Below are 25,197 nucleotides of genomic sequence, written 5' to 3'. Positions count from 1 at the left end.
AGGTCTTAAAACATGGTCAATAAAAGAGCAGAACATTCTCTCTACCGTTTGTCGACGATCCATACGTAATCCGGGTGGAGCGTATCTCCGAAAAGTTCGATTTTCGCATTTTTGAACCCCTGCATCTTTTCCAAAGAGAGAACCCGTCCGACAGGTAAGCCAAGCGGAAAAATCCGGTCGAGACCACTTGTGAACACTTCGTCTCCGATTTCGAGTTTCATCCACTCCGGAATATATTTGACGACCATATGACGGGCATCGAGCCCCATCGCAATGCCCGGTGCACGGTTGTCTCCGATATACACTGCAAAATTGCACGAGGGATCGCCTGCCAGTATCATCAGAGGCCGGCCCTTCTGTTCCACAACGATACCGATGGCGAAACCATTGCGCACAACGCCATAATTCTTCGACGGGTCGTACCGTTCGAAACGCCTGAGCCAGATCTGCTGAAAGTTCCCCAACAATGCATACCCCAGCGAAGGAACTGGAATGAATGTCGCATTGTTGTCCGGCCTTATGCCCAGCTCTTCGATAATTGCATAATATTTTCGCGCATCCTGACGGCACCCTAGCAGCTCTTTTTCAAGTCCGATTTCCCGCCGGCGGAGCCTTTCGATGGTTTTGCTTTGAAAAAAATGGTGTTCGATCGCCTCTTCAACGGAGTGTTTCGTGTCGAAATAGAGTGACTGGATGGTGGTTGAAAAGGCTGTAAAAAGTGTTCGTATCGCAGGATTGTAGAGGATCAGCCCCCCTACAATCACAAGAAGCAGGAAAAAAGAGAGTTTTCTTCCGTAAAATCTAGTCATACGAAAGCTGCTGGAGAAGATCGATCTCTTCCAGGGCGCGTCCGGTTCCTTTCGCTACGGCCAAAAGCGGCTCTTCAGCTACATAGACCGGAAGTTTGACGATATCGGAAAGATATTTGTCCAACATTCGGATCAGAGCCCCTCCCCCAGTCAGAACGATGCCGTTTTCCACGATATCACCGGCCAGATCGGGCGGCGTCCGTTCCAGTATATCCTTGAGTGCTTCGCCGATTTCGCGGAGCGGCTCTTTGATCGCCTCTCTCGCATCTTCGCTCGTCAACTCCACAGAACTCAAAAGCCCACTGACCTGATCGCGGCCATTGACCATCATCGTCCGCTCTTCTGTCAGCGGCAGGGCACTTCCTATCTCGATCTTTATCTCTTCAGCCACACGGTCACCAATAAGAAGGTTGTACTTTCGTTTGACATAGTCGACGATCGCCTGGTCGATCTTGTCACCGGCGGTGCGGATCGATTTGCTGATCACCAGACCACCGAGCGAAACGACCCCTATCTCGGTCGTACCGCCACCGATATCGACAACCAGATTCCCGTGCGGCTCTTTGACAGGAAGGCCGGCACCGATCGCAGCCGCCATCGGCTCTTCGATCAGAAAGACTTCCCGTGCACCCGCACTGAGCGCAGATTCGCGAACCGCTTTGCGTTCGACCTGCGTCAGACCGAACGGCACACAGACGATGATGCGCGGACGAATGAACGTGGAGCGATGGTGCGCTTTTTCGATGAAATAGCGGATCATCTTCTCCGTGATGTCGAAATCGGCGATGACGCCATCTTTCATCGGGCGTACAGCCCGAATATTACCCGGTGTCTTACCCACCATCTCTTTCGCTTCATGGCCGACGGCAAGCACCTTTTCATGTCCCATCCTGTCGCTCTGAATCGCGACGACGGAAGGTTCGTTGATGATGATACCCTCCCCTTTGACAAGGACCAGTGTATTCGCCGTGCCCAGGTCGATTGCCATATCGTTCGAAAATACACCGATCAGTTTATCGAGAAACATTTACGCACTCTTTTTCGTTTTTTTGATGCGCAACGGTTTTGCGCCGTTTTTGACCACATCTTCCGTGATCACAATCTCATATCCGGCAAACTCGGGAAGATCGAACATAATGTCGACCATCACCTCTTCAATGATGGAACGCAGCCCCCGTGCACCCGTCTTACGCCGGATCGCAAGTTCCGCGATCGCCTCGAGTGCCGCCTTTTCGAACGTCAGTTCCACCCCATCGATTGCGAAAAGCTTCTTGTACTGCTTGACAAGGGCGTTTTTCGGCTCGGTAAGGATACGGACCATATCCTCTTTGGTAATTTCGTTGAGCGTCGCGAGGACATGAAGTCGGCCGATGAGTTCCGGAATCAAGCCGTAAGCGACAAGATCGTCTGCTTCGACGAAGCTCAATACCGCTTCATCGTCACGCTTGGAGCGTTTCTCCTGATTGAAACCGAGTACGTTCCCGCCGAGCCGGCGTTTGATGATATCCGAAAGTCCGTCGAATGCACCGCCGCATATGAAAAGGATGTTGGAGGTATCGATCTGGATGAAATCCTGGTTCGGATGTTTACGCCCCCCTTTGGGCGGGATGTTGACGATACTTCCTTCGATGATCTTCAAAAGCGCCTGCTGGACACCCTCTCCCGATACGTCTCGTGTGATGGAACGGTTTTCGCTCATGCGCGAAATCTTGTCCACCTCATCGATGAAGACGATGCCCTGCTCCGCTTTCTTGACATCGCCATCGGCTGCCTGCAGCAGGCGTGTCAAGATGTTTTCGACATCCTCTCCGACATAGCCGGCTTCGGTAAGGCTCGTCGCATCGGCAATGGCGATCGGGACATCGAGAAACTTCGCGATCGACTGTGCCATCAGTGTCTTTCCGCTTCCGGTGGGCCCGATCAGCAGGACGTTCGATTTGGCGATCTCCGTTTCGTCGTCTTCGAGGAGTTTCTGCTTGAATATCCGCTTGTAGTGATTGTAAACCGCTACGGCAAAAATTCTCTTGGCACGCTCCTGTCCTATGACATACTGATCGAGTGCCTCTTTCAGTTGTCTGGGCGTCATCAACTCCTTGTCGATATTCTCTTCTTCCTCTTCGACTTCACCGAAAAGAATTTTATACGCCGATACGACACAGTTTTTGCAGATATAGACATTGTTTCCTGCGAGCAGCGGATTTTCAGCGCTTTCGTGTGCTCCACAGAAACTGCAGCTTCTATTAGTCATTCATCGTCCTCTCATATGGAATGCCCCGTTTCGTTTCAAGCACGAAACGGCACAATTTTTTTACTTCTTCGCTTTCGCTCGTTTCCAACAGCTTTTGCGCCGTCTCCTTGAGCGGTTTTCCGCGTTCGAAAAGCTCTTTGTATGCGATGCGCAGCGGGTTGATGGCCTCGCGCGAAAGTGCACGCCGCAGACCCGTCAGGTTGAGCCCCCGCAATACGGCCCGGTTTCCTTCCGCCAGACAGAAAGGCGGAACATCCTGGCTCAGTGCCGACGCGCCGGCGATCATCGCGAGATCTCCGATTTTCACGAACTGATGGATCGGTGTCATCCCGCCAACGACGACGCCGTTGCCCACTTCGACATGCCCTGCCAGCGTGGCGGCGTTGGCAAAGATACATCGGTCACCGATTCTACAGTCGTGTGCCACATGGACATACCCCATCAGAAGGTTGTCGTCACCGATTTTCGTCATACCGCCACCCCCTTCGGTACCGGGGTTGAGCAGCGTAAATTCCCGTATCGTGTTGCGGTCGCCTATGATCAGCCGAACATCTTCGCCGTGGAATTTCAGGTCCTGCGGAATCGAACCGACAACGGCATGCGAAAAGATGCGGCAGTCGCTGCCGATCGTCGTGTCACCGTCGATTCTGGCACACTGCCCGATCGTCGTTCGGTCGCCTATTTTCGCTTTCGAAGAGACGTAGGCGAAAGGAGCGATCTCCACGTCGACGCCCAGTTGCGCACCCTCTTCCACAACGGCCAGGGGAGAGATAGTGACTGCCATTATTTATCCACGATCATCGCTTTGAGCTCGGCTTCCGCGACCAGTTTGTCGTCGACGTAAGCCTTGCCGTCGAGTACCCAGATGGCACCTTTGTGTTTGACAACACCCAGTTTGTAGACAAGCTTGTCACCCGGTCGAACGGGACTTCGGAACTTGCATTTGTCGATACTCATAAAATAGACGACTTTGTCCGATGTCTCTTCCTGATCCTCTTCGCCCATGCTCTCGAAGGCGAGAATACCGCCCGCCTGCGCCATGCCCTCGATGATCATGACACCGGGATAGATCGGGTGGCCGGGAAAGTGCCCTTCAAAAACAGGCTCGCTGATCGAAACGTTTTTGTAAGCCTCGATCGCCGTCCCTTTGTCGCAGGCCACGACCCGGTCGACCAGCAAAAAAGGATAGCGATGTGGCAAAATTTTCTGAATCTGTACAACATCCATCATGAAAAGAGTCCTTGGATTAAAAATTCTCTTATTTTATCACAAGAGTACTAATTTTTCTCTGACGTCTCTGTAGGCTTCCGATTCGATTAATATTTCGAGTTTTCCCTCCGGTACCGTTTCGAGTACGATCATCGGTGAGAGGTCCCACAATCCCAGGCCCGCTTTTTCACGCACCCGCATATCGGTTTCGAAAGGCGGCGGATTGAAAACGAGTGCTTTGACGCTCGTGTAACTCTCGCCGGATAGAAGATTGTAGCGTTCGAGCGTCATAAGACGGATCTCCTCCCTGTTGAACCAGTGAAGTCCGTTCATTTCCATCTCTACCTTGCCGTTGGTGTAGCGCCGTTTCATAACCGAATAGGGAAGAATGTAACTGGCAAGTGTCTCTTTTTTACGTTTTACCCATCCGAATTTGAGCCGGTAGTTGAGAAACTTCTGCCGAACGATTCTGTAATCACGGCCCGACGCTTCGAGCTCGAGCCTCTCTTCATAGATCTGCAGCCGTTCTTCGATCGATCCCGGCAATACGTTTCCGTCGAGCGGTGAAAAGAGTTCGTCCGCGATCGTCCCCTGCTGTTCCCGTTGGATCGTCAAACCGAACATACATCCGCAATAATCCTGCCGATAGAGTCTCTCCTCTTTGCTGATCCGCTGCTGAAGCTGCGTCCCCCCGCCGCTTCGGTAATCGACATGGACAAATTCCACCCCGTAATCTTTTGCGAAACGCTCTCCCGTCCGTTTCAGCTGTTCCTGGGACTTTTTGGGGCTCACCAACAATGTTGTGGTCATACGTTTTTCGCCGATCTCCTGCGCTTTTTTCGCACTCACTTCGAAGCGGCGGTCGAAACAGATTTCGCAGCGCGCACCCTTTTCCGGCTCCTTTTCGTACCCCTTGACCGCCTGCATCCATCTTTCGAAATCATAAGGGCCTTCGATCAAATCGATACCCAGGCGGTCGCAGCTGCGCTGGACATCCAGAAGCCTCAGCCGATATTCGCTGTATGGATGGATATTCGGATCGTAGAAGAATCCGACCAGCTTCTCGTCGGGAAAATCCTCTCGCAGTTTTTGAAGAAAAAAGTGGCTATCGACACTGCAGCATATATGTACGAGCATCTCTCTACTCTATTCCGGCAGCGTACTTGGCGAATTTTTCCAAAACGAGACTCATCTTTTTCTGAAGTTCCGGGGCACAGTCGGCAGGAACGTTGTGCCGCCAAAAGAGATAGGCCGGGGCATTGTATGTAACCATCACTTCACTGCTGTCGTTTTCGTAAACGAGCATCTTTTGAGGCAGGTCGAGCCCGATAGAGGGTGAACATCTCATCAAAGGTGTTCCCATCTTGGGATTTCCAAAAATGACCAGCCTGCTTGGCGGCAGCTGCGAACCGATCCGTTTCGCCCCTTCTGCATGATCGATCACCTTGAAGAGGGTCACCCCTTTTTCACGAAGAATTTCGACGAGACGCTTCGTCGTTTCATCGACCGTATAACGGCTTTTGTACCTTATCATTCCATTTTCCGCACATACAAACGAGACGGCCAGAATCATGGCGAGCCACACTCTTATCATCGACTCTCCTCCAAATCTTTTATCCACTCCTCAACCTCGGCATCGCTTGGCATCCGCCAGTCACCGCGCGGAGAGAGCGCGATGGTCCCGACCTTCGGTCCGTCCGGCATGCAACTTCGTTTGAACTGCTGTGAAAAGAAGCGGCGTAAAAAGAGTTTCAGCCACTTTTTCAGTGTCGCCTCGTCATATCTGAACTTGAATGCCGTTTTGGCCAAAAAGAGGATCTTTTTCGGTTCCGCCCCGCTCTTTATCATATGGTAGAGGAAGAAGTCGTGCAGTTCGTACGGCCCCACGACCTCTTCCGTTTTTTGCGCAATTTCGTTGTCTTCAGGGGGCAGAAGCTCAGGACTTACCGGTGTTGCCAGTATATCGTGCAGAACATCTGAAATGTCGGGGTAAATCTCGGTGGTCCACTCCACCAGATAACGGATCAATGTTTTGGGAATCCCTGTATTGATCGCATACATCGACATATGATCCCCGTTATAGGTGCTCCATCCCAACGCCGATTCGCTCATGTCTCCGGTACCGATGACGATACCTCCGAGCTTGTTGGCCAGGTCCATCAGTATCTGGGTCCTCTCTCTCGCCTGTACGTTTTCGAATACGACGGAATGGTCCGATGGATCGTGCCCGATTTTTCGGAAATGCGCCATGCATATATCGGCGATATCGATATGTCGAAAGGTTACACCGAGCCCTTCACACAGCTTTTTCGCATTCTCCAGAGTCCTTCCCGTCGTTCCAAACCCCGGCATCGTAACTGCGACGATATCTTTCGGGTCCCGCTGCATAATCTCGTAGGTATGATAGGTCGCCAGCAGCGCCAGCGTGGAGTCGAGGCCGCCGGAAATCCCCAACACACTCACGCTCGCTCCGATATGATCCAATCTCTTCTGCAGTGCAGCCGCCTGAATCGCGAAGATCTCCCTACACCGTTTCGCGCGTTCTCCTTTTTTGGATGGCACGAACGGATGTGGATCGACGTAGCGGTTGAGCTGAACGATACGGGGAAGGTCGTATAGTCTCACGCGTCGGAACGGCTTTATCTCACCATCGGCGAAACTCCCTTCGGCGATACGCATCGTCTTCAGCCGCTGAAGATCGACATCGGCGAAAATGACCTGTGACTCGTCGAGAAAACGTTCACCGCGTTCAAGCATCGCACCGTTTTCGGCGATCATCACATCGCCTCCGAAGACGACATCGGTCGTCGATTCTCCCACGCCGCACGATGCATAGACGTAAGCAGCCATGCATCTGGCACTCTGCTGGGCGACAAGCGCTTCCCTGTAGTCGCTCTTCCCTACAATCTCGTCACTCGCAGAGAGGTTGAAAAGCAGTGTCGCTCCTGCAAGGGCCTGATAGGAGCTTGGCGGTACGACACTCCAAAGATCTTCGCATATCTCTATGCCGAAAACGAACTCGCCGTCCCGTTCGAAAAGAAGATCGGTCCCGAACGGCACATCTTCGTCCAACAGACGAACGCTCTCTCCGACGATCTCTCTGCCTGTGGAGAACCATCGCTTCTCGTAATACTCTTTGTGTTCTGGAACGTAACTTTTCGGTACGATACCGAGAATCCGTCCCTCCTGAAGAACGGCGGCACAGTTGTAGAGCCTGCCACGGTGCCACAACGGCAGACCGACGATCGCTGCCGTAATGGAATGTTTCGACACTTCGAGCAGTCTTTCGAGCCCCTCTTTCACGGCATCGTGTAACCTCTCTTGATAGAAGAGGTCCCCGCAACTGTAACTCGAGATCCCCAGTTCCGGAAAAAGAACGACCGAGGCATTCTGTTCCGCCGCGATCTTCCACAGATCGACCATCTGTTCCACATTGTAATCGACATTCGCGACCCTCACTTTCGGTACAGCCGCCGCTATTCTGTAAAATCCAAACATAGTCCCGCTTTTTCGTTTATTTTCATCGTACCACTCTCATGCGCAGTGTCGAATATTTTAACACATTTGCATCACACTGTTTTTCGTATACACGCATCCAATGGAAGCCTCTTGACAGCCGCCCCGTTGCGGCCCTCTTTCTTGACACGGTACATCACACGGTCACACGCACTGTAAATGGGTTCGATGTGTACACGGGTACCTTTTGGAATTTCGCAAACGACGAAACCCAGGGAGATAGTCACGACACCGTAGGGGGGATTGCCCTCATGCTCTATCTTCATCGATTCGATAGCCTTGGCGATCGTCGTCGCAAAAGCTTCGACATTCTCGGCATCTTTGACATGCATCATCAAAATCCCGAACTCTTCGCCACCCAGCCGAAAAAGCATATCGGTAGAACGCCTGCATATTCTCCGTACCTGTTCGCTGATTTGCCTGAGTACCTCGTCGCCCGCCAGATGTCCATATATATCGTTATACTCTTTGAAGTGATCCACATCGTAGATACCGAATGCGATCCTTCCGCCGACACGCTGGGCCATCAAAAGGCGCTCCTCCATCATCAGATGAAAGGCCCTCCGGTTGTAAAACCCTGTCATAGTGTCGATGGAAGCGGCTTTTTCCATCTCCTTGTACGGGGTGATATCTTTTCGGATCGCCATATGTTCCCTGATCCGGCCATCGCTGTCCGTAATCGGGATGATATGTGCTTCGACCCAATAGTCCGATCCATTTTTACGTCTGTTTCTGAGCTCTTTCGCTTCCCAGACTTTTCCGCTGCTTATCGTATCCCAGAGTTTTCTGTAGAACGATTCGGGAGTGGATGGCTCTTTGAGTATACGATGGTTTTGCCCGACCAGTTCCTCTTTGCTGAAGCCGGTCATTTTGCAAAAAGCCTGGCTCACGTAGGTGATATTGCCATCCGTATCGGTTCTCGACATCAATACATAGCGATCGACGATATCGAACATTCGCACAAGCTCCTCTTCGGCAGCTTTTCTGAGCCGCATCTCTTTTCTCATCCGTATCATCATATACCCCATCAGCAATGCCACGGCAATCAACAGGAGAATGGGCAGAAAAAGCCATTTGAAAGATTCGCCATACAATTCGACAGGAAGCCATCGATTGGCGATCTGCGCTTTCTCTTCATCCGTAATCTGCATCAAACCCTTGTTGAAAATCTCCACAGCCTGGCGATAATCGTCCCTGAACATCGCACGCAGGGCAAATGGCTCCTTGATAGGGGTCGCGATTCTGAGATTGGTGAAATTATAGTGTCCAATCAGATATTTGAGTGTCGGAGCGATATCGACCGCCGCGTCCGCTTTCCCGATCGAAACCAGTTTCAACGCTTCACGGGACGAGTGGGCCAAAAGGAGTTTGATATCGGGAAAATGTTCCTGAAGATAGCGGTGTGCCGTATAATCTTTACCGACCGCGACCACTTTGCCCCGCAGATCGTCCGGCGTCTCTATATCGTCTCTACTTCCCTGCACCGCGGCCCCAAAAAGAAAAGTATCGTAAGGCATCGTGAAAATGGCATATTTTCTCCGTTCGGACGTCATACCCGTCGCCATCGCCATATCGAGTCTTTTGTGCTCGATATCGTGCAATACCTCACTCCATGTCCGCCGTGGAAGATAAACCATCTTAAGACCTGTACGCTCGTAGACGAGATCCAAAAAGTCCTGTGCCATTCCCTCCATTTTGCCGAATTTCGGAATCGTAAACGGCGGCCAGTCGGTTTCGCTGTAGCGAATGAGATGTCTCGCCATCCACGCTCTCTCCTTCGGTGTAATGGAAACATTGTGCAAAAAAAGCGGATCGACAATCGCTTCGATTTTCGGGATCTTGTCGATAAAGCCGGCTTCCGCATACCGTTCCAGCATCAGATGGAGTTTTTCATATCCGAGCAGTCCGATCCTGGCAGGATCGCTTCCGACATAATGCCTGTAACGCTTCGCTTCGAAAAGAAGGGCATCGATATCTTTGTCGGTAGCATATTTGGAATGGATCACCTCGACACTTTCAGGAATGTGTTCCAGTGCATACCGCCACCCTTTGAGTGTCGCGAGCACGAAGCGGCGCACGAGCAGCGGATCTTTTTCCCAAACGCTTCGTGAAGTGAAGATGAAATCGTTGTAAAAGTCGTATCCGTATGCCGCCGGATTGATCAGGGTATAGGGTTGCCCATTCTTTTGCATCTCGTATACATGGCCGTTCCCTGCGAAAACATCGATTGCGGCACGCTCTTTTCGACAAAATCCATTCCAGTCGTATGGATGCATCGCATAGGAGATCCCGCTATTTTTCAGCAACAATGAAATTGCACTCTTCCCCTCTTCGTACGGATTCATGAAAAGATCGATACCCTCGAGATCGGACAGCGTATCTGGTTTTTCTCCTTTGACCATCAACAAAAGCGGTGTGTGTTCGAAGAGTGCACCGAGAAGGACCAACGGCCTCTTCTGTGCGATATCGACCAATACACCCGCATATCCGATACCGAAGTCGGCCTTCCCCTGATCCACAGCTTCCTCGACACTGAGCCTGTTTGCAGGGCCTCCGGGTATGATTTCAACATCGAACCCTTCCTCCGCATAATAGCCTTTCTCTTTTGCGATATAGAGGCCTGCAAACTCGAATTGCGCTTCCCAATTGAGCTGGACACGCAGATGCTGTTCGGAAAATGACAAAGTAAAACATAAAATTAACGATAAAAGAATTTTTCTCATACCGATAAAATTTAGTATAACTTGCATAAAGGGACACTGAATATCATCAAAAATTCTGTTTTTCGGTTATTTTCAATGAAAAAGAATTTTATATAAGTATTTTTAATCGTCCCATTATGAGATTTTCGCTATGGTAGGAAAAGAGAGGGTAAATATGCGATCAATTTTTTTCATCTTTATACCCGTGACATCAGTGCCATCCTTGCATCGGTCAATTTTTGCCGTGTCGAAATCTCGGAAAATCCCCCTCATTTTCAGTATCACGTCCAACCGGCCTCTCTTCAAAACTGCATCGTCATCTCTTGTTTCCCACCCTTTGGCCAGGAACCGGGAATGAAACGCCGTCCAACACTCATGACACGCATCATCGCCGTGGTCACACTCTTTTTTCTCTTCCTTCTCGCACTTGTCAGCTATTCCCACTATCTTTCGATGGAGCAGTACACAAAAAAGAGTGAAACGGAGAAAAGTGCGCTTCTTCTCAATTCGATCGAACCGATCATCACAATCAACATGTTTTTGGGTTTGGATGAACCGATGCATGACTATTTGCAGAAAATCATCCAGCAAAATCCCATGATCGTGGAACTTTCCGTCAAAGACATGGAAGAAGGCATACACTTCATGTTTTCCTCAAAAACGTTCAACCCATATGGATTTGAACCCATTCGCCTGGAACAGACTATTTTCGACAAAATCACTTCGACACCCATAGGCAAAATCGAAATGCTCTATTCCAATGCCAGGTATACCCAACTCCTTGGCCATTATCGTGAATTCACGATACTTCTTCTCGTCGGAGCGGCCGCACTTGTGGGTCTCCTTGTCATTATGCTTCGTTCCGCACTGACGCCTTTGAGGGAGTTGGCCGGAGAACTGATAGCCTACGATCCCAAAAAGCTCAATTTTTCGAAAACGAGGGTAGACAAAAGCGACGAGGTTGGGATCATCCAGAATGCCGTTGTCGATATGGTGGAGAAGATTCAGGATTATACGAAAACCCTTTCAAAACTCAATCTGGAACTGGAAACCAAAGTCAAAGAGCGTACACATACACTGGAAAACACCAATGCCCGCTTGCGCAGAGAGGTTCAAGAGAGAATCAAAGCCGAAGATGCTCTCAAAAATGCCAACAGAATGCTCGAAAGGCTCTCAACGAGGGATGCCCTGACCAATCTATGTAACAGAAGGGTGTTTGAGCGAAACCTCAAAACCTATTGGAAGATCGCACGGCGTGAAAAAACAGCCATTTCGATCATTATGTGCGATATCGATTTCTTCAAAAAAATCAACGACACCTATGGCCATTTGGCAGGAGACATCTGTCTGCAGGAGATCGCGAAGATCCTCGAACGTACAATAAGCCGCCCTATGGATATCGTCGCGCGTTATGGCGGCGAAGAGTTTATTTTCATCCTTCCGGATACCCCTCTTTCCGGTGCACGCACCATTGCAAACGAAATTCAAAAATTGGTTGCCGAACGAAACGGTTCTAAAAAGACAAAAATAAAGATGACGATAAGTATCGGTATTTCGAACTGTGTTCCGAAAGATAGAAGAAAGCCTACAGACCTGGTCGGAGCGGCCGACATGGCCCTTTATGAAGCGAAAAAAAGAGGGCGCGACCGAATCGTCGTGCACCCTTTGTAATTATCGGTTCTCGCGCGTTGAATGAATCTCGATCGTTTCGATCGTATCGTTTTGATCGATCGAATCGAGAACGAGCATGCTGTCGGCGTCACTCTCTTCTATACCGCCGAAAACCGTGTGTACGCCATCCAGATGCGGACAGGGCGCGAAACAGATAAAAAACTGACTGCCACCCGTATCTTTCCCTGCATGGGCCATCGAGATACTCCCTTTGACATGCTTGTGTCTGTTTTTCTCGGTTTCGCATGCGATCGCCCAGCCAGGGCCGCCGGTCCCGACCTGTGCAGGATTGCCGCCGGGGCCACTGTGAGGGCATCCGCCCTGTGCCATGAACCCTTTGATGACGCGGTGGAACTTAAGATTGTCGTAAAATCCCTCTTTCGCGAGTGTCGCGAAATTCGCTACCGTATTTGGAACTTCATCGACATAGAGCTTGAGCCAGATATCGCCTTTGTTCGTCTTGATCTTCGCATACTGAAACTGGTTCAGCGTATCCTGGTCATAATCGTAGGTTTTAAGTTTCTTTCCAAACATTGTTTCATCCTTTTGTTTTGGAGGTATTTCAAAGGAGGGATTATACCACGCTCAATGCAGCAGATACATTTTCATGAGAATGACAAGATGGTTGAGCCTGAGCAGCAGACGCTTGTAAAAAGGGAGATTGGCCACTTCGAGGTGGCAGAAGAGTTCATTGAGGCCCTCACGTTCACTTTGCGTCAGATTGCTCATCCAAAGCCTTTATCTTTTTTACTACACGTACAATTTCATCATCGTCGAGTTCCCCCAGCATCTGCATCAGTGCCCGTGCCGCAATCGGCTGTGCCTTGCCCGTACGCCAATCCTGGTAAGTCCTCATCGAAACGCCCAGCTCTTCGGCCATCGCCTTTTGAGATATCTTTCGGCCGTTGTTCTTGGCTTCGAGGGCATTGTGGACAATGTTGAAAATGTCGCTAACGTTCATCATAAAATTATACTTTCGAAAGCTGTAATACACATTAAAATGGTTATTTTTATTACCTTACTTCATTATTTATGGATAATTCTTTATATTTAAGATATTTATATTACTTTTAACTACACTTTTATTTCATAACTACACAGATTTCTTCTTATTTTAAATCTCTAATTTTTCATAATCTTCTTTGGTATAATCCTCTCAACACTTCCCGAAAAGCGAAACCGTGTCACAAACCAAATGTCACTTGAGTATCAACACCATCAATCTGATCGGAATCTCCGTTCTGCTGCTCTTCGCTCTTCTTTTTACGGCACTGGTCGTTTTCGAAGAGTACCGCGATTTCGAAACGGAAGTGACACAGCTGAAAACACGTTATCTTCAGCAAAAAAAAGCGGAGATCCGGCACCAGACCAGAAAAGTGATTCAATTTATCGCGTACGAGTATGAGAACTATCGCGATTCTCTTGATTGGACAAAATTGCAGCAGCATATTCTCGACGCCGTCAATCAACTCTATACCAATCTTCCGGAAAACCGCTATATCTTCATCTATACTCTCGACGGCACCAATGTTTTCGATCCCAACCGTCCGGAAATAAAAGGGCAAAACATACTCGACGTGACCGATCCGTCGGGTATTCCGATCCTTCGGGAACTGATACAAAAGGCGAAAAAAGGGGGTGGATATCTATCGTATAGCTGGGAGGAGCCCTCCACAAAACGTTTCTCCCCGAAAATCTCCTATGCCGAAATATTCGAACCATGGAACTGGCTGGTCGGAACCGGCGTCTACATGGGCGAACTCGACCGTCTTGTCCAGCAGAAGAAAGAGGCGATGAAAAACCGCCTGATAAAATATGTCATGGAGATTCTCACGCTCTCAGCTATCCTTTTCGGTTTCGCCTTCGCAGGTATCAAACTGATCAACAAAATCATTCAGGACGAGATCGAGACCTTCAGTGAATTTTTCAATGCGGCGGCGACACGATACAGCGTCATCAACAAACAACGGATCCAGATCAAGGAGTTCATACCTCTGGTCGATTACGTCAACCATATGGTCGACACGATCCATCGAAGAAAACGTGAACTGATACAGCTCAACCTCTCCCTTGAAGAGAAAGTACGACAAAAAACGGCCAAACTCCGAAAACAGAAAGAGTACAGTGAACAACTCGTCAAAGCACAGGATGCGTTTATCAAAACTTCGATCCATGAAATAAATACCCCGCTGGCGGTCATCATGGCACAGATCGATCTGCTGAAGATGCAAGAACGTGACAACCGTTACATCGGAAAAATAGAAGCGGCCACAAAAATGATCCATACCCTCTACGGTGACCTAAGCTATCTGCTGCGTCACCATCGAATCGTACACGAGAAGGAGCCGATCGATCCGCGCTCCTTCATTCGGCAGCGCGTCGATTTTTTCGAAGAGATCGCACGCGCCAACCGTCTCGATTTTACACTTGAGCTGCAACCGTGCGATACCGTTTATATGAATACCGAAGAGCTCACCCGCCTGGTCGACAACAACCTCTCGAATGCAATCAAATATGCGCTGCCCGGCAGCCAGATCCGGATCGAACTGATCAACGAAGAAAATGATGTACTGCTCGGCTTCAGCAACGAAACCAAAGAGATCGCACGTATCGAAAAGCTGTTCGAACCGTTTTACCAGGAGTCGGAGAATGAAAACGGTTTCGGCCTGGGGCTTTTTCTCGTCAAACGTATCTGTGAAAAAAACCAGATCGCCGTCTCTCTCAGACACGATAAAAACATGGTAACATTCTCCTACACCATCCCCAAAAGAGGATGAGAAAGTATAGAAATGAAGATACTGCTTCTCGAAGACGAAACCATGCTAAACGATGCGATCGTAGAGTTTCTGGAGGCACACAATCATGAAGTCGTCCCCTTTTTCGAAGGAAACGCGGCACTCGAACAGGTTGAAAAAGAGCCATTCGATCTGCTGATTCTCGATATCAATGTTCCCAACATCGACGGCTTGAAGTTCCTCGAAACACTACAAAACGCCAAGATCCAGACCCCCGCCATCTTCATCAGCGCAATGCGCGGCATGGAGGAGATCGCGCGGGCATACGAGCTGGGCTGCTACGACTACCTCAAAAAACCGTTTCATCTGCCTGAACTGCTTTTGCATATCAAAAAGATCGACCAGCTTCTCGGTATCCGCGACAAACAGCACATCCGCCTCGGTGCACGCTACAGTTTCGACAAAGCGGGAGAAAGGCTTCTTTTCGACAATGCACCGGTGGCGTTGACCAGGCGTCAGATGCAAATTATCCGGCTGCTGGCGATTCATCAGGGCAGTGTCGTCGACTTCGAAATGTTACGCCACTACGTATGGGACGATGCCATCATCGATAACGCCGTCATACGCGCAGAGGTGAGCCGTCTCAAAAAAAGCCTCAAAGAGGAGTTTATCGTCAATATCCGCGGCGTTGGCTACTGCATCGAGCGAACATGATACTTTGTGTTACATTTTTGCACAGCTAACGATCTATCTATCCCGATTTTATCCTCCAAAACCAAATGCTACGTTCACGCTACGTTCACTTCGTAGCATAGCCTTGTACCTATTTACAAGGAGTAAGCATGATCAAACGGTTTATCTCACTCGCAGCCGCTGCGGCAATCGGGACCACAGCCTTCGGTGCCGATACACTCGCGGAAGCGTTCAGCGACGGCAAACTAAGCGGACAATTCCGCGCTTTCTATCTCGACAGAGACTACGATGGCATCGCCACGGTACACAGGACCTCCCTGGCGGCCGGCGGACATCTGAAATTTGAAACGGGTGCCTACTACGGCTTCAGTGCCGGTGCCGCTTTCTACACGACCAACCACTTCGGCATCGGAGCCGACAATCTTCCGGGTGAAGTTCTCGACCCGTCACTTTTCGGTGAAGACCTCAAAGGCTATACGATCCTCGGCGAAGCGTACCTCAAATACAACTACGAAAACACCATCTTCAAAGCGGGACGCCAGCGCCTCGACACGCCGATGGCCGGAAGCGACGACGCCCGTATGCTTCCCAATATGTTCGAAGCCTATCTTCTGACCAACACGGATCTGAAAGATACGACCCTCATCGCGGCACATATCACGAAATTCGCCGCAGGAACCTTTGCCAATGTCTACAGTGGAGGAGCACTGGCTGCGACGGCCGGTTACAGTTATGTCGATGCCGATACGGGCGAATTTACAGACATGGGCGAATACGCCATCGGGCAAAAAACCGACGGCGTCTCTCTCGCTGCCGCCAAATACAACGGCATCGAAAACCTCTCACTGCAGGCATGGGACTACTATGCTCACGATATCATGAATATCCTATATCTTCAGGGAGACTTCGGCTGGAACTGTCTGATGAACGGCGACGTCAAAATGAAAGCGTCCGTGCAGTATATTCATGAAAACGATGTGGGCGACAGCCTGGCCGGTGATGTCGACAGCGACTATGTCGGTCTGAAACTCGCCGCCAAGTACAACGTTTTGAGCGGTTACGTTGCCTATTCGACCACAGGCTCCGACAGTGCGAACCAACTGGGTTCGAGCATCCTCACAACATGGGGTGGCATGCCGGCATTTACACAGGGCATGGTAACGCGCCATCAGTTCTTTGCCGATACCGATGCATGGAAAGTGGCCGGAAACTACAACTTCAAAAACTTCGGCCTGAACGCCAATGCCACACTTTACTACTGCAGTTACGACATCGGAGAGAACAACCCCTATGTCACCGGCACGGCATGGACCGCAAGTGAAAGCGGATTCGACATCAAGTACTATCCGGCCGATGTCGAAAACCTGCAGCTTCGTCTGCGCGGCAATTTCCCGAGAGATTTCAAAAAGGATCTCGACTGGGATGAATACCGTGTTATTGTAAACTATAACTTTTAACAAGGAGTCGTCATGACCAAAGAGATGATAGAACATATCAGAAACAATCCTAAATACCAGATGCTGGTCAAGAAACGCAGCAAATTCGCGTGGACCCTCTCCATCATCATGCTGGTGGTCTACTACGCGTTCATTCTCACCATCGCGTTCGATCCGCACCTGCTGGGCATTCCGCTCGAAGAGGGCAAAGTGACGACCATCGGCATTCCTGTCGGTGTCGCCATCATCGTCATCGCCTTCGCCCTGACGGGCATCTATGTCAAACGCGCCAACGGCGAGTTCGACGATCTGAGCCGCGAAGTCAAAGCGGAACTCGAAAAAGAGCTTGCAAAGGATGCTTCATGAACAAACTGTTGATTCTCGCGCTCTCGTCACTGACGCTCTTCGCGGGCGGCGCCATCGAAGGCGAAGTCCAGAAACAGCCGCTCAACATTTCGGCCATCATCATGTTCCTGGTCTTTGTGGCGGCGACACTCGGTATCACCTACTGGGCCGCCAAGCGCACCAAAACGGCCAAAGACTTCTACACCGCCGGCGGCGGCATCACCGGTTTTCAAAACGGCCTGGCGATCGCGGGCGACTACATGTCTGCGGCATCCTTCCTGGGAATTTCGGGCCTTGTCTACCTCAAAGGGTATGACGGCCTCATCTACTCCATCGGTTTCCTGGTCGGTTGGCCGCTCATTCTCTTTTTGATCGCTGAGCGCTTGCGAAACCTCGGAAAGTACACCTTCGCCGACGTCGCATCCTTCCGCCTCAAGCAGACCCCGATCCGTACACTCGCAGCGCTTGGATCGATCGCGACTGTCACCCTCTACCTCATCGCACAGATGGTCGGTTCGGGCAAGCTGATCCAGATTCTCTTCGGCCTTCCGTACGAACTGGCGGTCATCCTGGTCGGCGTGCTGATGATCCTCTACGTCACCTTCGGCGGCATGCTGGCGACGACATGGGTACAGATCATCAAAGCGGGGCTCCTTCTTTCGGGTGCGACATTCATGGCGATCGCTGTCATGGCGCACTTCGGCTTCAGCTTCGAAGCGCTCTTCGCCAAGGCGGTCGAGATTCATCCGACCCACGATTCGATCATGAGCCCCGGCGGTCTGGTGAGCGACCCGGTCTCCGCGATCAGCCTCGGTATCGCCCTGATGTTCGGTACGGCGGGTCTTCCGCATATTCTGATGCGCTTCTTCACCGTCGCAGACGCCAAAGAGGCGCGTAAATCGGTCTTCTATGCGACCGGTTTCATCGGTTATTTTTACATTCTGACCTTCATCATCGGTTTCGGCGCGATCGTCATGGTCATGACCAACCCGCAATACCTCGACGCGGCCGGTAAGATCATCGGAGGCAACAACATGGCGGCGATCCACCTCAGCCACGCAGTCGGCGGAAACTTCTTCCTCGGCTTCATCTCGGCGGTTGCATTCGCGACGATCCTCGCGGTCGTCTCGGGCCTGACACTGGCGGGTGCTTCGGCAATCAGCCACGACCTCTACGCAAACGTCTTCAGACGCGGCAGAGTCGACGAGATGCAGGAGATGCGCATTTCAAAAATGGCAACCGTCGCAATGGGTATCGTCGCGATTATCCTCGGGATCGCATTCGAGAAACAGAACATCGCCTTCATGGTCGGTCTGGCCTTCGCCATCGCGGCATCGGCCAACTTCCCGGTTCTTTTCCTTTCGATGTTCTGGAAAAACCTCACCACACGCGGTGCGGTCATTGGTGGCAGCCTGGGGCTCGCGACAGCGGTGATGCTGGTAATCCTGGGGCCGATCGTCTGGCAGCAGATCTTCGGCTTCGAAGAGGCGGTCTTCCCCTACAAGTACCCGGCACTCTTCAGTGTAACGGTCGCGTTTATCGGAATCTGGTTTTTCTCGATCACCGACAAGAGTGCTGATGCCGAGAAAGAGCGTGAAGCGTTCGAAGCACAAGATATTCGGTCTCAAACAGGTATCGGAGCCGAAGGTGCCGTGTCGCATTAAGAGGGTGAAAGGGTGAGCTTGCTTCGCTTGGTGATTCGGCGCTGTGGGCCTGGTAAGAAGTACTTTTCAAAACAAACCTTCTTGCCTTCTCACCCTCTAACGTTCTCACCAGAATTCAAAGGATTTGCATGAGCATTGTGGAGCAGAAAGCCTTTCTCGCATCCATTCACCCTTTCGACACTCTCACCAGCGAGGAGCTGGAACGGGTGCTGGGGGCGATGGATATCGCCTACTACCCCAAAGATTCAGTCGTCTGCGATGCATCCAAAGAGGTCGATCGCCTCTACATGATCATCAAAGGGAGTGTCGAAACGAGTGACGGGGAAGGTAACATCGAATATTTCGGTACGCTCGATACGCTGTGTGCTTCCGAACTTCTACAAAAATGCGAAGCACGCACCTACCGTGTCATCGAAGAGCTGCTCTGTTATGAACTGCCAAAAAATCTTTTCATGGAACTGCTCGAAAGCAACGAAGCCTTCAAAACCTTCTATCTCGAAGATATCGCCACACGTATCCAGGCACTGCGCGAACAGAGCCGGCAGACCGAGTTCACCGAATTTCTGACAGCCCGCATCCGCGACATCTTTATCCACGCACCCTATATTGTCGAAGGCTCCACACCCATCGGCAAAGCGGTGGCTGGAATGGAGACCGCCAAAGCGGCGGCGGTTTTGGTACAGCATGAAAATCAGACGGGTATCGTGACCGACACCGATCTGAGACGACGCGTGATCCTTGGCAGCGTATCACTGGATGAACCCATAGGGAAAATCGCGACATACGGGCTTGTAACGATCGAACGCGACGATTTCCTCTTCAACGCCCTTCTCATGATGACGCGTCACGGCATCAAACGCCTGGCCGTCACCCAGAATGGCGAAATCTGCGGAATCATCGAGCAGATCGACTTGCTCAGCTACTTCTCCAACCACTCCTATCTTCTGAGTGTACAAATCGAAAAGGCACACTCGGTAGAAGAGCTCAGAACCGTCACGGAGGGGTTCGTCAACATCGTCCGGTCGCTTCACAACAAAGGGGTCAAGTCCCGCTATATCGCACGTATCGTCAGCGAACTGAATACCAAAGTCTTCGAAAAGGTGTTCGAACTGGTCATACCCAAAGCGTGGCATTCACATGTAGCGCTGATGGTGATGGGCAGCGAAGGGCGCGAAGAGCAGATCATCCGAACCGATCAGGACAACGGGCTCGTCATCGAAAACGGTTTTCGGGCCGATGGCCTCGAAGAGAAGATGGCCGCGTTCAGCCACGCACTGAAAACGCTTGGGTTTCCGCAGTGTCCGGGTCGCGTGATGGTAAACAACCCCGAGTGGTGCATGCCGCTGGATGCGTTCAAGAAAAATATCGACAGCTGGGTCGACATGCCCGAAGGCGAAGCGATGATGAAGCTCGCCATCCTCCTCGATGCCCGCTGTGTCTCAGGCGATACCGAACTGGTTACCGAACTGCGGCACTACCTTTTCGAACGCATGAGCAACCACCCGACGGCACTTGCCATCTTCGCAAAAGCGGTCGAAAATTTCGAAATACCGCTGGGATGGATGGGGACCTTCGGAAAAGAGCAGATCGACCTCAAAAAGGGCGGTAGTTTCATCTTGATGCACGGCATACGCGCCCTGGCACTCGAACAGAAAATCGAGGCGACCCCGACGGTGGAGCGGATCAAACGGCTCAACGATATCGGGCTGATCGATCGCAAATTCGCGACAGAGCTGATCGAATCGTTCGATGTCATTTTGACTTTCATCCTGCAAGGGAAACTGACACGCCTTGCCCAGGGAAAGGCGCCCGACAACTCCATAAACTTGCAGGAATTCAGCAAACTGGAGCGTGACATGCTCAAAGATGCACTGAAGGTGGTGAAAGAGCTGAAAAATTTCATCGGCTACCACTTCAGGCTCAACATGGTGGGATAATGTTCGAAAGACTCAAACGCAACTGGATGAAAAAGCTGCTGAAAGAGCCGAGGTACGCTTTTTTGTTCGATACCCCGCCGAAGGATGAAGTCGTCGTTTTCGATACCGAAACGACAGGACTCGATATTAAAAAAGACGAGATCATCTCGATCGGTGCCGTCCGAGTCAAAGGTAACCGCATCCTGACCAGTTCGCAGATGTATATCAAAGTCAAATGTGATCGGGCCATCAGCGAAGAGAGCATCAAGATCCACCAGATCAGGGTATGCGATATGGAAGATGCACTCGACCCAGACGAAGCGATGGACCGTTTTTTGCGATTCATCGGCCCAAGGCCGCTGGTCGGCTACTATCTCGAATTCGATGTTGCGATGATCAACAAGTGGATCAAACCAAAATTAGGTGTGACTTTGCCCAATCAACTAATAGAAGTTTCTGCGCTATACTATGATAAAAAAATCGGCACAATACCTCAAGGGCATGTCGATCTGCGTTTCGATACGATAATCGAAACGCTGGATATTCCAAAGCTTGGCAAGCATGATGCACTCAACGACGCGATCATGACCGCCATGATGTATATCAAACTCAAACACGTCAAAAAATTATAAATCTAGAAGGAGAAAAGAATGAGTGAAGAGAAAAAACCAGTCTTCTACCCAAACCGTGAATTCGCCAAACAAGCCCGCATCAAGAATATGTGCGAATACCATGACCTGATGAACTGGGCAAAAGAGGATTACGAGGGGTACTGGGATCACTGGGCGAAAGAGAAGATTGACTGGTTCGAACCCTACACGCAGGTACTGGACGAATCCAACGCACCCTTTTACAAGTGGTTCGTGGGCGGCAAGCTGAATGTCAGCTACCAGTGTATCGACCGACACCTCGAGGTCCGTAAGAACAAAGCGGCCATCATTTTCGAAGGAGACCGCGGCGACAAGCAGATCATCACCTACCTCGAGCTCTACCGCAACGTCAACCGCTTCGCGAACCTTCTCAAAAACAAGTTCGGCGTCAAAAAAGGTGACCGCGTCGTGCTCTATATGCCGATGATTCCCGAAGCGGCGTACGCGATGCTGGCATGTGCACGTCTGGGTGCTATCCACTCGGTCGTCTTCGGCGGCTTCAGTGCCGAGGCGCTTCGCGACCGCATCATCGATGCAGAGGCGAAAGTGGTCATCACCGCCGATGGGGCCTTCCGAAAAGACAAACCCTACATGCTCAAACCGGTCGTCGACACGGCACTCGAAGAGGGGTGCGATTGCGTCGAAAAAGTACTCGTCGTCCAGCGCAACCACGAAGATGTCGTATGGATAGAAGGACGCGACTACAGCTATAATGAACTGATCGATTTGGATAGCGACAATTGCGAGCCAGAGGCCATGGAGAGCGAGGATCCGCTCTTCTTGCTCTACACTTCCGGCTCCACCGGCAAGCCGAAGGGCGTTCAGCATGCGCAGGCGGGGTACATCCTCTGGGCACAGATGACGATGGAGTGGGTCTTCGACGTCAAGGAGAACGACACCTACTGGTGTACAGCCGACATCGGGTGGATCACCGGACACACCTACATCGTTTATGGACCGCTTGCAATGGGTGCAACGACCGTGATGTTCGAAGGGGTTCCGACCTATCCGGATGCGGGACGCGCATGGAAAATGGTCGAAGAGTACAAGATCAACCAGTTCTACACTGCACCCACGGCGATCCGCGTACTCCATAAAATGGGCGAACACGAGCCTGAAAAGTACGATTTGAGTTCCCTTAAAGTCCTCGGAACCGTTGGCGAGCCGATCGACCCGCCGGCATGGAAATGGTACTACGAGAAAATCGGCGGCGGCCGCTGTTCCATTGTCGATACATGGTGGCAAACCGAAACGGGTGGCCATATGATCAGTCCGCTGCCGGGTGCGACACCGATCAAACCGGGTTGCGCCACTTTCCCATTGCCGGGCATCATGGCCGAAGTGATCGATCGCGACGGCAATCCGCTGGAAACGGGCGAGCAGGGACTGCTCTGCATCACCAAACCATGGCCGAGTATGATCCGCACGATCTGGAACGATCCCGATCGTTTCGTGAAGTCCTACTTCGGCGATGCCAAAAAAGATGGCAAACCCGTCTACTTCTCGGGCGACGGCGCCATTGTCGACGAAGATGGTTACATCACAATTACAGGCCGGGTCGACGACGTCATCAACGTCTCCGGCCACCGTATGGGAACGGCTGAAATCGAAGCGGCGATCAAAAAGCATCCACACGTCGCGGAAGTCGCTGTCGTCGGAAAACCGGATGAGATCAAAGGTGAAAGTATCTTCGCCTATGTCGTCCTCAAAGATGTCGAAGACAGCTTCGGTGAAGAGGCGGAACTCGCCAAAGAGATCAACCAGGTCATCGCGAAAGAGATCGGAAACATCGCAAAATGTGATACAATTAAAGTCGTTCCAGGCCTTCCCAAAACGCGTTCGGGCAAGGTGATGCGCCGAATTCTTCGTGCCATCGCCAAAGGCGAGGAGATCAAGCAGGATATCTCGACACTCGAAGATCCGAGTATCGTCGCGAGGATTCAAACCTGTGTTATAGGATAATTATGTGAAAAAATTGGTGACGGGTCTTTTTATTGCAATACTGTTTTTTACAGGATGCAACGAGAAAAAAGAGGAGAAAAAGCAAGTCGTTTTCTCCTTCATTATCCCGTCACCAACCAATGGACAAACGCTCCGCTACCATGATGGCATCTATATCTATTCTTCGAAAAAAGAGAACTCCATCGTCTCCTCAATCGTCATCAACAATCCCATAGCATGCCGAAGAGAGGGTGTTCTAGCCATCGCCGTCGAAAACCTTACGCAAAAGCCCATTACAATAAAATGGAATCAAATTCGCCTCGAGAATCCGGGACAACAGATCAAGCTGATGCCGCTCGAAATGATGCCCGATTATTTCAAACGTCCAGACTGTGCAAAGCCGATGATCAATTTCAAAGAGAACGATGAAATTTTACACAGATTTCTTTCGAAACACTACAAAGAGAGTAACGGAACGATTCTCGATACCGAACGGGAGCTCACCGTTATCTACCAAAAAATCAGAAACGATCTGACCTATTACAAAATGCCGAACAAAAACCTTCTCGGAGCGCATAAGACGACAGTGGGTTATCTCGTCGTCGAATTCCCCAAAAAGCCGGGAAATGGGTGTCGAGAATTCACGCTGAAAATTCCGGTCGGCAACGCTGTGCACACGCTCCATTACATCCTCCGTTCCCTTGATTGATGGTATAATTTTGCAAAAAAGGAACGCACCATGCAGCTTTGCGTAGCACTCGACTTGCCGACTGAAGAGGAGAATCTTTCACTCGCAAAAGAGCTTGGGTCATACAGTGGCCTGTGGCTGAAAGTCGGTTTCAGAACATTCATTCGCGACGGCCGTCCCTTTTTGGACGCAGTAAAAGCGATCAACCCCGAATTCAAAATCTTTCTCGATCTCAAACTTTACGACATTCCCAATACAATGGCCGATGCCGCAGAAGAGATCGCCAAGATGGATGTCGATATGTTCAACATTCACGCAAGTGCCGGGAAAAAAGCGATGCAAACGGTTATGCAGCGGCTTGACAAATTTGAGAAGAGGCCCCTGGTACTGGCGGTGACGGCCCTCACCTCTTTCGATTACCACAGTTTCAAAGAGATCTACGGAGCCGATATCGAGGAGAAAGCGAAACAGTTCGCACTCCAAAGCTATCAGGCGGGACTGGACGGTGTGGTATGCAGTGTTTATGAAAGCAGTATGATCAAACATGAAACAGACAACGCATTTTTAACACTTACGCCTGGCATCCGTCCTTTTGGAGAAGCGAGCGACGATCAGAAACGGGTCGCCGATATCGAGACGGCAAAGAGAGAGAAAGTCGACATCATCGTTGTCGGCCGTCCCGTTTACAAAGCCGACAAACCGGCGGAAATAGTCGAAAAAATTCTTCAAGCCCTGTAAAGGGCGGCTTTTTTTACCAGTTCCCCTGTGGAACTGCCGTTTCCATTCCCCAGATCATCCAACCTACAAAGAGTGCAAAGAGTATGACAAAAACCAACGGGGCATACTTTTGAAACATCCAAACTCCTAAGAAATTTTATTTGTGCCATTGTATCCAAATATCATGAAGAGTTGGAAAAAAGCGAAAGAAGGAACGAAACTTGCTTGATTTTTATTACAGGTTGCAAACCATTCAA

23 protein-coding genes are annotated in these 25,197 nt (G+C 50.7%); 11 read left to right on the top strand and 12 right to left on the bottom strand.

Annotation, left to right across the window (positions count from 1 at the left end; translation table 11 throughout):
• Positions 1–41: 41 nt before the first annotated feature.
• The 9 genes from mreC to QUD54_RS10535 form a co-directional block, all read right to left on the bottom strand.
• The gene (gene mreC, locus QUD54_RS10575) at positions 42–809 is read right to left on the bottom strand and encodes a rod shape-determining protein MreC (protein ID WP_286336701.1); all 768 of its coding nucleotides are present in this window, start codon (positions 807–809) and stop codon (positions 42–44) included.
• Entirely contained in the window at positions 802–1,836 is a 1,035-nt protein-coding gene (locus QUD54_RS10570) for a rod shape-determining protein (RefSeq protein WP_286336700.1), read from the bottom strand. The genes mreC and QUD54_RS10570 overlap by 8 nt, the downstream gene beginning before the upstream one ends.
• Positions 1,837–3,057, bottom strand: coding sequence for an ATP-dependent Clp protease ATP-binding subunit ClpX (clpX, locus tag QUD54_RS10565; RefSeq protein ID WP_286336699.1), 1,221 nt, complete (start codon positions 3,055–3,057; stop codon positions 1,837–1,839).
• Positions 3,050–3,841 carry an acyl-ACP--UDP-N-acetylglucosamine O-acyltransferase gene (gene lpxA, locus QUD54_RS10560; RefSeq protein WP_286336698.1) on the bottom strand — a complete coding sequence of 264 codons (792 nt, stop codon included), beginning with the start codon at positions 3,839–3,841 and terminating at the stop codon, positions 3,050–3,052. Before lpxA ends, clpX begins: the two co-directional genes overlap by 8 nt.
• On the bottom strand, positions 3,841–4,287 hold the full coding sequence (fabZ, locus tag QUD54_RS10555) for a 3-hydroxyacyl-ACP dehydratase FabZ (protein WP_286336697.1): 447 nt from the start codon (positions 4,285–4,287) through the stop codon (positions 3,841–3,843). Before fabZ ends, lpxA begins: the two co-directional genes overlap by 1 nt.
• A gap of 36 nt (positions 4,288–4,323) precedes the next feature.
• On the bottom strand, positions 4,324–5,403 hold the full coding sequence (locus tag QUD54_RS10550; RefSeq protein ID WP_286336696.1) for an epoxyqueuosine reductase QueH: 1,080 nt from the start codon (positions 5,401–5,403) through the stop codon (positions 4,324–4,326).
• 4 nt (positions 5,404–5,407) lie between these two features.
• Positions 5,408–5,860 (bottom strand): DUF302 domain-containing protein, encoded by a 453-nt coding sequence (locus QUD54_RS10545; protein ID WP_286336695.1) that lies wholly within the window; start codon positions 5,858–5,860, stop codon positions 5,408–5,410.
• Positions 5,857–7,764 carry an NAD(+) synthase gene (locus QUD54_RS10540; protein ID WP_286336694.1) on the bottom strand — a complete coding sequence of 636 codons (1,908 nt, stop codon included), beginning with the start codon at positions 7,762–7,764 and terminating at the stop codon, positions 5,857–5,859. The genes QUD54_RS10545 and QUD54_RS10540 overlap by 4 nt, the downstream gene beginning before the upstream one ends.
• Before the next feature lie 71 nt (positions 7,765–7,835).
• Positions 7,836–10,466: a diguanylate cyclase gene (locus QUD54_RS10535; RefSeq protein ID WP_286336693.1), complete on the bottom strand. Its 2,631-nt coding sequence runs from the start codon at positions 10,464–10,466 to the stop codon at positions 7,836–7,838.
• Positions 10,467–10,838: 372 nt separating this feature from the next.
• On the opposite strand from QUD54_RS10535, the gene QUD54_RS10530 reads away from it, so the two are divergent.
• Positions 10,839–12,155, top strand: coding sequence for a diguanylate cyclase (locus tag QUD54_RS10530; RefSeq protein ID WP_286336692.1), 1,317 nt, complete (start codon positions 10,839–10,841; stop codon positions 12,153–12,155).
• Here QUD54_RS10530 and QUD54_RS10525 read toward each other — a convergent pair whose 3' ends face one another.
• The 3 genes from QUD54_RS10525 to QUD54_RS10515 are packed head-to-tail and all read right to left on the bottom strand — an operon-like array spanning position 12,156 to position 13,116.
• The gene (locus QUD54_RS10525; protein ID WP_286336691.1) at positions 12,156–12,689 is read right to left on the bottom strand and encodes a peptidylprolyl isomerase; all 534 of its coding nucleotides are present in this window, start codon (positions 12,687–12,689) and stop codon (positions 12,156–12,158) included.
• 51 nt (positions 12,690–12,740) lie between these two features.
• Entirely contained in the window at positions 12,741–12,884 is a 144-nt protein-coding gene (locus QUD54_RS10520; protein WP_286336690.1) for a hypothetical protein, read from the bottom strand.
• On the bottom strand, positions 12,862–13,116 hold the full coding sequence (locus QUD54_RS10515) for a helix-turn-helix domain-containing protein (protein WP_286338044.1): 255 nt from the start codon (positions 13,114–13,116) through the stop codon (positions 12,862–12,864). The genes QUD54_RS10520 and QUD54_RS10515 overlap by 23 nt, the downstream gene beginning before the upstream one ends.
• A 220-nt stretch (positions 13,117–13,336) precedes the next feature.
• Between QUD54_RS10515 and QUD54_RS10510 the strand changes: the two genes are divergently transcribed.
• The 10 genes from QUD54_RS10510 to pyrF all read left to right on the top strand — a co-directional run bounded on the left by QUD54_RS10510 (position 13,337) and on the right by pyrF (position 24,961).
• Positions 13,337–14,932 carry a sensor histidine kinase gene (locus QUD54_RS10510; protein WP_286336689.1) on the top strand — a complete coding sequence of 532 codons (1,596 nt, stop codon included), beginning with the start codon at positions 13,337–13,339 and terminating at the stop codon, positions 14,930–14,932.
• Positions 14,933–14,944: 12 nt separating this feature from the next.
• Complete coding sequence (locus QUD54_RS10505; protein ID WP_286336688.1) at positions 14,945–15,604, top strand: response regulator transcription factor; 660 nt, start codon at positions 14,945–14,947, stop codon at positions 15,602–15,604.
• A 128-nt stretch (positions 15,605–15,732) separates the two neighbouring features.
• Positions 15,733–17,040, top strand: a complete 1,308-nt coding sequence (locus QUD54_RS10500) for an OprD family outer membrane porin (RefSeq protein ID WP_286336687.1) — start codon at positions 15,733–15,735, stop codon at positions 17,038–17,040.
• 12 nt (positions 17,041–17,052) lie between these two features.
• The gene (locus QUD54_RS10495; RefSeq protein WP_286336686.1) at positions 17,053–17,385 is read left to right on the top strand and encodes a DUF485 domain-containing protein; all 333 of its coding nucleotides are present in this window, start codon (positions 17,053–17,055) and stop codon (positions 17,383–17,385) included.
• Positions 17,382–19,028: a cation acetate symporter gene (locus QUD54_RS10490; protein ID WP_286336685.1), complete on the top strand. Its 1,647-nt coding sequence runs from the start codon at positions 17,382–17,384 to the stop codon at positions 19,026–19,028. Before QUD54_RS10495 ends, QUD54_RS10490 begins: the two co-directional genes overlap by 4 nt.
• 128 nt (positions 19,029–19,156) lie before the next feature.
• Positions 19,157–20,965 carry a DUF294 nucleotidyltransferase-like domain-containing protein gene (locus QUD54_RS10485; protein WP_286336684.1) on the top strand — a complete coding sequence of 603 codons (1,809 nt, stop codon included), beginning with the start codon at positions 19,157–19,159 and terminating at the stop codon, positions 20,963–20,965.
• The gene (locus tag QUD54_RS10480; RefSeq protein WP_286336683.1) at positions 20,965–21,576 is read left to right on the top strand and encodes a 3'-5' exonuclease; all 612 of its coding nucleotides are present in this window, start codon (positions 20,965–20,967) and stop codon (positions 21,574–21,576) included. Before QUD54_RS10485 ends, QUD54_RS10480 begins: the two co-directional genes overlap by 1 nt.
• A gap of 18 nt (positions 21,577–21,594) precedes the next feature.
• A complete protein-coding gene (gene acs / locus QUD54_RS10475; protein ID WP_286336682.1) occupies positions 21,595–23,556 on the top strand; it encodes an acetate--CoA ligase in 1,962 nt (653 codons plus the stop codon).
• 4 nt (positions 23,557–23,560) lie between these two features.
• Complete coding sequence (locus tag QUD54_RS10470; RefSeq protein WP_286336681.1) at positions 23,561–24,244, top strand: hypothetical protein; 684 nt, start codon at positions 23,561–23,563, stop codon at positions 24,242–24,244.
• A 30-nt stretch (positions 24,245–24,274) separates the two neighbouring features.
• On the top strand, positions 24,275–24,961 hold the full coding sequence (pyrF, locus tag QUD54_RS10465; RefSeq protein WP_286336680.1) for an orotidine-5'-phosphate decarboxylase: 687 nt from the start codon (positions 24,275–24,277) through the stop codon (positions 24,959–24,961).
• Positions 24,962–25,197: the final 236 nt, after the last annotated feature.

The sequence above is a fragment of the Hydrogenimonas cancrithermarum genome (genome assembly GCF_030296055.1).
In the GTDB taxonomy this organism is placed as follows: Bacteria; Campylobacterota; Campylobacteria; order Campylobacterales; family Hydrogenimonadaceae; genus Hydrogenimonas; species Hydrogenimonas cancrithermarum.
This window is presented reverse-complemented; position numbering and strand designations above follow the sequence as displayed.

What these genes read in the sequence shown, in the direction of transcription:
- QUD54_RS10485 (WP_286336684.1), top strand. Translation starts at nt 19,157, where the DNA reads ATGAGCATTGTGGAGCAGAAAGCCTTTCTCGCATCCATTCACCCTTTC.
- QUD54_RS10495 (WP_286336686.1), top strand. Translation starts at nt 17,053, where the DNA reads ATGACCAAAGAGATGATAGAACATATCAGAAACAATCCTAAATACCAG.
- QUD54_RS10545 (WP_286336695.1), bottom strand. Translation starts at nt 5,860, where the DNA reads ATGATAAGAGTGTGGCTCGCCATGATTCTGGCCGTCTCGTTTGTATGT.
- QUD54_RS10540 (WP_286336694.1), bottom strand. Translation starts at nt 7,764, where the DNA reads ATGTTTGGATTTTACAGAATAGCGGCGGCTGTACCGAAAGTGAGGGTC.
- QUD54_RS10520 (WP_286336690.1), bottom strand. Translation starts at nt 12,884, where the DNA reads ATGAGCAATCTGACGCAAAGTGAACGTGAGGGCCTCAATGAACTCTTC.
- fabZ (WP_286336697.1), bottom strand. Translation starts at nt 4,287, where the DNA reads ATGATGGATGTTGTACAGATTCAGAAAATTTTGCCACATCGCTATCCT.
- QUD54_RS10570 (WP_286336700.1), bottom strand. Translation starts at nt 1,836, where the DNA reads ATGTTTCTCGATAAACTGATCGGTGTATTTTCGAACGATATGGCAATC.
- pyrF (WP_286336680.1), top strand. Translation starts at nt 24,275, where the DNA reads ATGCAGCTTTGCGTAGCACTCGACTTGCCGACTGAAGAGGAGAATCTT.
- QUD54_RS10530 (WP_286336692.1), top strand. Translation starts at nt 10,839, where the DNA reads ATGAAACGCCGTCCAACACTCATGACACGCATCATCGCCGTGGTCACA.
- acs (WP_286336682.1), top strand. Translation starts at nt 21,595, where the DNA reads ATGAGTGAAGAGAAAAAACCAGTCTTCTACCCAAACCGTGAATTCGCC.
- mreC (WP_286336701.1), bottom strand. Translation starts at nt 809, where the DNA reads ATGACTAGATTTTACGGAAGAAAACTCTCTTTTTTCCTGCTTCTTGTG.
- QUD54_RS10500 (WP_286336687.1), top strand. Translation starts at nt 15,733, where the DNA reads ATGATCAAACGGTTTATCTCACTCGCAGCCGCTGCGGCAATCGGGACC.
- clpX (WP_286336699.1), bottom strand. Translation starts at nt 3,057, where the DNA reads ATGACTAATAGAAGCTGCAGTTTCTGTGGAGCACACGAAAGCGCTGAA.
- QUD54_RS10505 (WP_286336688.1), top strand. Translation starts at nt 14,945, where the DNA reads ATGAAGATACTGCTTCTCGAAGACGAAACCATGCTAAACGATGCGATC.
- QUD54_RS10525 (WP_286336691.1), bottom strand. Translation starts at nt 12,689, where the DNA reads ATGTTTGGAAAGAAACTTAAAACCTACGATTATGACCAGGATACGCTG.
- QUD54_RS10480 (WP_286336683.1), top strand. Translation starts at nt 20,965, where the DNA reads ATGTTCGAAAGACTCAAACGCAACTGGATGAAAAAGCTGCTGAAAGAG.
- QUD54_RS10515 (WP_286338044.1), bottom strand. Translation starts at nt 13,116, where the DNA reads ATGAACGTTAGCGACATTTTCAACATTGTCCACAATGCCCTCGAAGCC.
- QUD54_RS10550 (WP_286336696.1), bottom strand. Translation starts at nt 5,403, where the DNA reads ATGCTCGTACATATATGCTGCAGTGTCGATAGCCACTTTTTTCTTCAA.
- QUD54_RS10490 (WP_286336685.1), top strand. Translation starts at nt 17,382, where the DNA reads ATGAACAAACTGTTGATTCTCGCGCTCTCGTCACTGACGCTCTTCGCG.
- lpxA (WP_286336698.1), bottom strand. Translation starts at nt 3,841, where the DNA reads ATGGCAGTCACTATCTCTCCCCTGGCCGTTGTGGAAGAGGGTGCGCAA.